We start from the raw sequence: 362 nt of genomic DNA, 5'->3' as shown, positions 1-362 counted from the left end.
GCCGCGTCGTGGCTCGCCGACGAAGGCGTCCCCGTCGTCGGAGTCCCGAAGACCATCGACAACGACATCGACTGCACCGACGTCACCTTCGGCTTCGACACCGCCCTGACCATCGCCACCGACGCCATCGACCGCCTGCACTCCACCGCGGAATCACACCAACGCGTCATGCTGGTCGAGGTCATGGGCCGCCACGCCGGGTGGATCGCGCTGAACTCCGGCCTCGCCTCCGGCGCCCACGCCGTCCTCATCCCCGAAGTGCCCTTCGACGTCGAAGAACTGTGCACCATGATCAAACGCCGCTTCCAACGCGGCCACGCCAGCTTCATCGTCGTCGTCGCCGAAGGCGCCAAACCCGCCGA

At 67.4% G+C, this 362-nt stretch carries 1 protein-coding gene; it reads left to right on the top strand.

The genetic code is table 11. From position 1 onward, the window contains the following. A partial coding sequence (locus tag LB823_RS23605) for a 6-phosphofructokinase (RefSeq protein WP_224652215.1) occupies positions 1-362 on the top strand: 362 nt, incomplete at both ends.

The sequence above is a fragment of the Tsukamurella sp. M9C genome, from assembly GCF_020169415.1.
Lineage (GTDB): Bacteria > Actinomycetota > Actinomycetes > Mycobacteriales > Mycobacteriaceae > Tsukamurella.
This window is presented reverse-complemented; position numbering and strand designations above follow the sequence as displayed.